The organism is Dietzia sp. SLG310A2-38A2 (genome assembly GCF_014145095.1).
In the GTDB taxonomy this organism is placed as follows: Bacteria; Actinomycetota; Actinomycetes; order Mycobacteriales; family Mycobacteriaceae; genus Dietzia.
Genome location: NZ_JAALDX010000005.1, coordinates 1 through 3,808, shown reverse-complemented (window position 1 = coordinate 3,808; position 3,808 = coordinate 1). Strand labels below are relative to the sequence as shown.

General features: G+C 69.7%; 5 protein-coding genes. 4 read left to right on the top strand and 1 reads right to left on the bottom strand.

From position 1 onward, the window contains the following. Positions 1-301: TetR family transcriptional regulator (locus G6027_RS00165; RefSeq protein WP_182634305.1), on the bottom strand; the 301-nt coding region annotated here is incomplete at its 3' end. A 252-nt stretch (positions 302-553) separates the two neighbouring features. Here G6027_RS00165 and G6027_RS00160 point away from each other — a divergent pair. The 4 genes from G6027_RS00160 to G6027_RS00145 all read left to right on the top strand — a co-directional run. Continuing rightward, positions 554-1,684, top strand: a complete 1,131-nt coding sequence (locus G6027_RS00160) for an iron-sulfur cluster-binding domain-containing protein (protein ID WP_182634302.1) — start codon at positions 554-556, stop codon at positions 1,682-1,684. 66 nt (positions 1,685-1,750) lie between these two features. Further along, complete coding sequence (locus G6027_RS00155) at positions 1,751-2,935, top strand: acyl-CoA desaturase (RefSeq protein WP_182634300.1); 1,185 nt, start codon at positions 1,751-1,753, stop codon at positions 2,933-2,935. 45 nt (positions 2,936-2,980) lie between these two features. Continuing rightward, positions 2,981-3,223 (top strand): hypothetical protein, encoded by a 243-nt coding sequence (locus tag G6027_RS00150; RefSeq protein WP_182634298.1) that lies wholly within the window; start codon positions 2,981-2,983, stop codon positions 3,221-3,223. Between the two features lie 69 nt (positions 3,224-3,292). Further along, positions 3,293-3,808, top strand: a 516-nt coding sequence (locus G6027_RS00145) for a ribonuclease HI (RefSeq protein ID WP_182634296.1), incomplete at its 3' end; no start/stop codon positions are given.

The window sequence follows — 3,808 nt, the reverse complement described above, 5'->3', positions numbered from 1 at the left end:
GGACGGCGGCGGTCGAGGCCCGCCCGGGCCAGTCCACGACGGGGTCCGACGCCGGCCCTGCGACCAGGTCGTCGACGAGGGCGCCCAGCGCCTCGGAAGCCTCCGCCGCGATTTCGGTGGCCAGGGCGTCCACCGACTCGAAGTGCCGGTAGAACGCGGTGGGGACGATGCCCGCCTCGCGTGCCAGCTCGCGGACGACCAGGCCGGTGAACCCCCGCGTGGCCACCGCGTTGCGGCCCGCGGCAACAATGAGTGCACGTGTGTGCCGCTTCTGCTCCGCCCGGGTCCCTGGTGTCGCCACGCTCGTGATGCTATCGCCTGAGGGCTATATCCGCACGTGGGCAACCCCCCGCCGGAGTGTGACCCACGCGACAGCGCCGAGGCCCTTTTCATTTGAGAGAACGTATGTACACTCAAACTCGTCCGGTGGTCGAACCGGACGGATACGCCCCCGTAGTGCGACCGCGACCGTGAGGTCGGGGCCGCATATCAAGGCAGTAGGCCGCGTCCGACGGCGCACGACCACACCGACCACTACCTTCCGGAGGTCCTCATGACCGCCCCGACCATCAGCCGACTCTTCTCCCGCGGGATCACCCGCACCCTGCTCACGCCGCACCCGGTGGAGCACTACGTCCGCTCACTCGGAGTGAGCTGGTCCGACGACCCGACCGGCGCGACGGTCGTCGCCGTCGACCGGCCCGTCTCCGACGTGACCGTCATCACGCTCCGACTCCCGGCCGGGGTCGACCGGCCCGCCCCCGGAGCCGCTCTCGAGATCGGCGTGGTGGTCGACGGCGTCGTCCACCGCCGTCACTACTCCCCGGTGGACTCCGCCGCGCGGTCCGACGGCCTGGCGACGATCGCCGTCCGCCGGCATCCGGGGGGCGTGGTCTCCGAACACCTGTGGTCCGAGGCCGCTCCCGGGATGCGCCTGCTCCTCGGCAATCCCGTCGGGGAGGTCACCCTGCCGGACACGCGACCGACCGACGTGCTGCTGGTCAGCGGCGGAAGTGGCATCACCCCGATGCTCTCCATCGCCTCCACCCTCGCCGGGGAGGGCCACTGCGGAGAGGGGGCCACTGGCCGCGTCGCCTGGCTCCACTACGCCCGCCGGGTCGAGGACGTGCCGTTCCGTGATCGGATCCGCGAACTCTCGCGTGCCGGAGTCGAGGTCAGGGTGGTCCCCACCGTGGCCCCGGACCCGTCAGACCCCTCGGGCCACCCGGACCCGTCGTCGCGGGACCTGGGCGGCCACCTCACGGGGGGCCACCTCGACGAGGTGGCGCCGTGGCACGCCGACGCCACCGTCTTCCTCTGTGGACCCGACGGCCTGGCTGACGGCCTGTCGGACGCCCTCGGAGCAGATCGCTACGCGGACGTCCTCCGCGAGCGGTTCACCGCCTCCAACGGACCCGTGCCCGAGGGCGACGGCGGCACCGTCACCCACGTCAGGAGCGGTGTGTCCGCCCACAACTCCGGCACCACCCTGCTGGAGGGCGCGGAGGCCGCGGGGCTGTCCCCGAAGCACGGCTGCCGGATGGGCATCTGCCACACCTGCACCGCCGTCCGAGTCTCCGGCGCCACCCGCGACCTCAGGTCGGGCGAGGTCGACACCGAGCCCGGTTGCCTGGTCCAGATCTGTGTCTCCGCGCCCGTGGGCGACGTCGAGATCGAGCTCTAGACCTCCCGGACACCAGTCACATACCAACCCGTACCACCACCGGAAACGACCGGAAGGACTCCCGTCATGACCCTCCTGCAGCTCCCCACCATCCGCTCCAAGAAGCCCAAGGCCGAGAAGCCGGACACCACCGGCCCCGAGCCCGTGGTCCTGTCCGCCGAATCGGTGGAGATCATCGGCCGTGAGCTCGACGCCATTCGCGACCGCGTCGTGGCCGACCTGGGCACCGCCGACCGCGACTACATCCTCCGGGTGGTCCGCATGCAGCGTCGACTCGAACTGACCGGGCGCGCCCTGATGTTCCTCGGCTTCCTGCCGCCCGCATGGCTCGCAGGGGTGGCCGCACTGAGCGCCTCCAAGATCCTCGACAACATGGAGATCGGCCACAACGTCATGCACGGCCAGTACGACTGGATGCGCGATGACATGCTCCACTCGTCCTCCTTCGAGTGGGACAACGTGTGCCCGTCCGACCAGTGGCGGCACTCGCACAACTACATGCACCACACGCACACCAACATCCTCGATCTCGACCGCGACATCGGATACGGCATCCTGCGCATGGAGTACGAGCAGAAGTGGACCCCGCTGCGGCTGGGCAACCCGCTGTACGCGTTCGGGCTCATGATGGCGTTCGAGTGGGGCGTCATGCTCCACGACCTCGAGTACGACAACGTGCTCAAGGGCAAGCGCAAGTGGTCGGACGTCAAGGGCCTGCTCGCCGGGTGGTGGGGCAAGATGCGAGGACAGGTCGCCAAGGACTACATCGTCCACCCGGCGCTCACCGGGCCGCTGTTCCCACTCACCTTCGCCGGGAACCTCACCGCCAACCTCGTCCGCAACGTCTGGGCGTTCTCGGTGATCTTCTGCGGGCACTTCCCCTCCGGCGCCCAGGTCTTCACCCAGGAGGAGACGGCCGAGGAGACCCGCGGCGAGTGGTACGTGCGCCAGATGCTCGGCTCGGCCAACATCTCGGGCAGCCCGTTCATGCACCTGGCCACCGGCAACCTCTCGCACCAGATCGAGCACCACCTCTTCCCGGATCTGCCCGCTCACCGCTACCCGGAGATCGCCGAGGAGGTCCGGGCGATCTGCGAGGAGCACGGCCTTCCGTACACGACCGGACCGCTGTGGAAGCAGGTGGCCAACGTGTGGTCCAAGATGTTCCGGTTGGCCCTGCCACTGCCGCCCACCCCGGCGGACACGCCGGCCGTGCTCATCGAGCGCAGGAAGGTGACACCCGCGGCCTGAGCCGGGGTACCTTCGTGGACACCACTGACGAAGGGAGCGGATCCGATGAGCGACTTCGAGCGCAACAAGGACCAGGTCCAGGCGGGTGTCCAGGCGGGGGCGTCCCTCGTCGGCCGGATCACCGTCATCATCACCGACGCGGTCGGTTCCATCGCCAAGGAGGTCGGTGACTTCGTCACCGACGGGATCGAGATGAGGGAGGCGGCCCGGGCCGCCCGCCTCGACGAGCGCAAGCGCTCTCCCGCGATCGACCTGGACGGTATCGAGGACGGCGAACTGAACGGATGAGGCCGCCGGTGACCCGATGACCGTGGCCGGTGGGACCTCCCCCCGGCCACGGTGGCAGGATCGCTCGACGTGACGATCATCGCCGCCGCGGACGGCTCCGCTCTCGGTAACCCCGGCCCGGCCGGATGGGCCTGGTACATCGACGAGTCGCGGTGGCGCTGCGGCGGCTGGAAACGGGGCACCAACAACCAGGGCGAGCTCACCGCGGTCCTGGACCTCCTTCGTCAGACCGCGCACTCCCGCGAGCCACTCCACATCCTGTGTGACTCGCAGTACGTCATCAACTCGGTGACCAAGTGGATGGCCGGGTGGAAGCGCAAAGGCTGGAAGAAGGCCGACGGGAAGCCCGTACTCAACGTCGAGGTCATGAAGGCGCTCGACGAGGCGATGAAGGGCCGCGAGGTCACCTTCGAGTGGGTCAAGGGTCACGCGGGACACGAGCTCAACGAGAAGGCGGACGTCCTGGCCAACGGGGCCGCCAAGGCCTGGGCGTCGAGTCGAGAGCCCGCGTCCGGCCCCGGGTTCCCGGGAGCCCGGTCCGTCGGTGCGGGTGACGACCCGGCCGTCCCCCCCGCGGCCGACCGA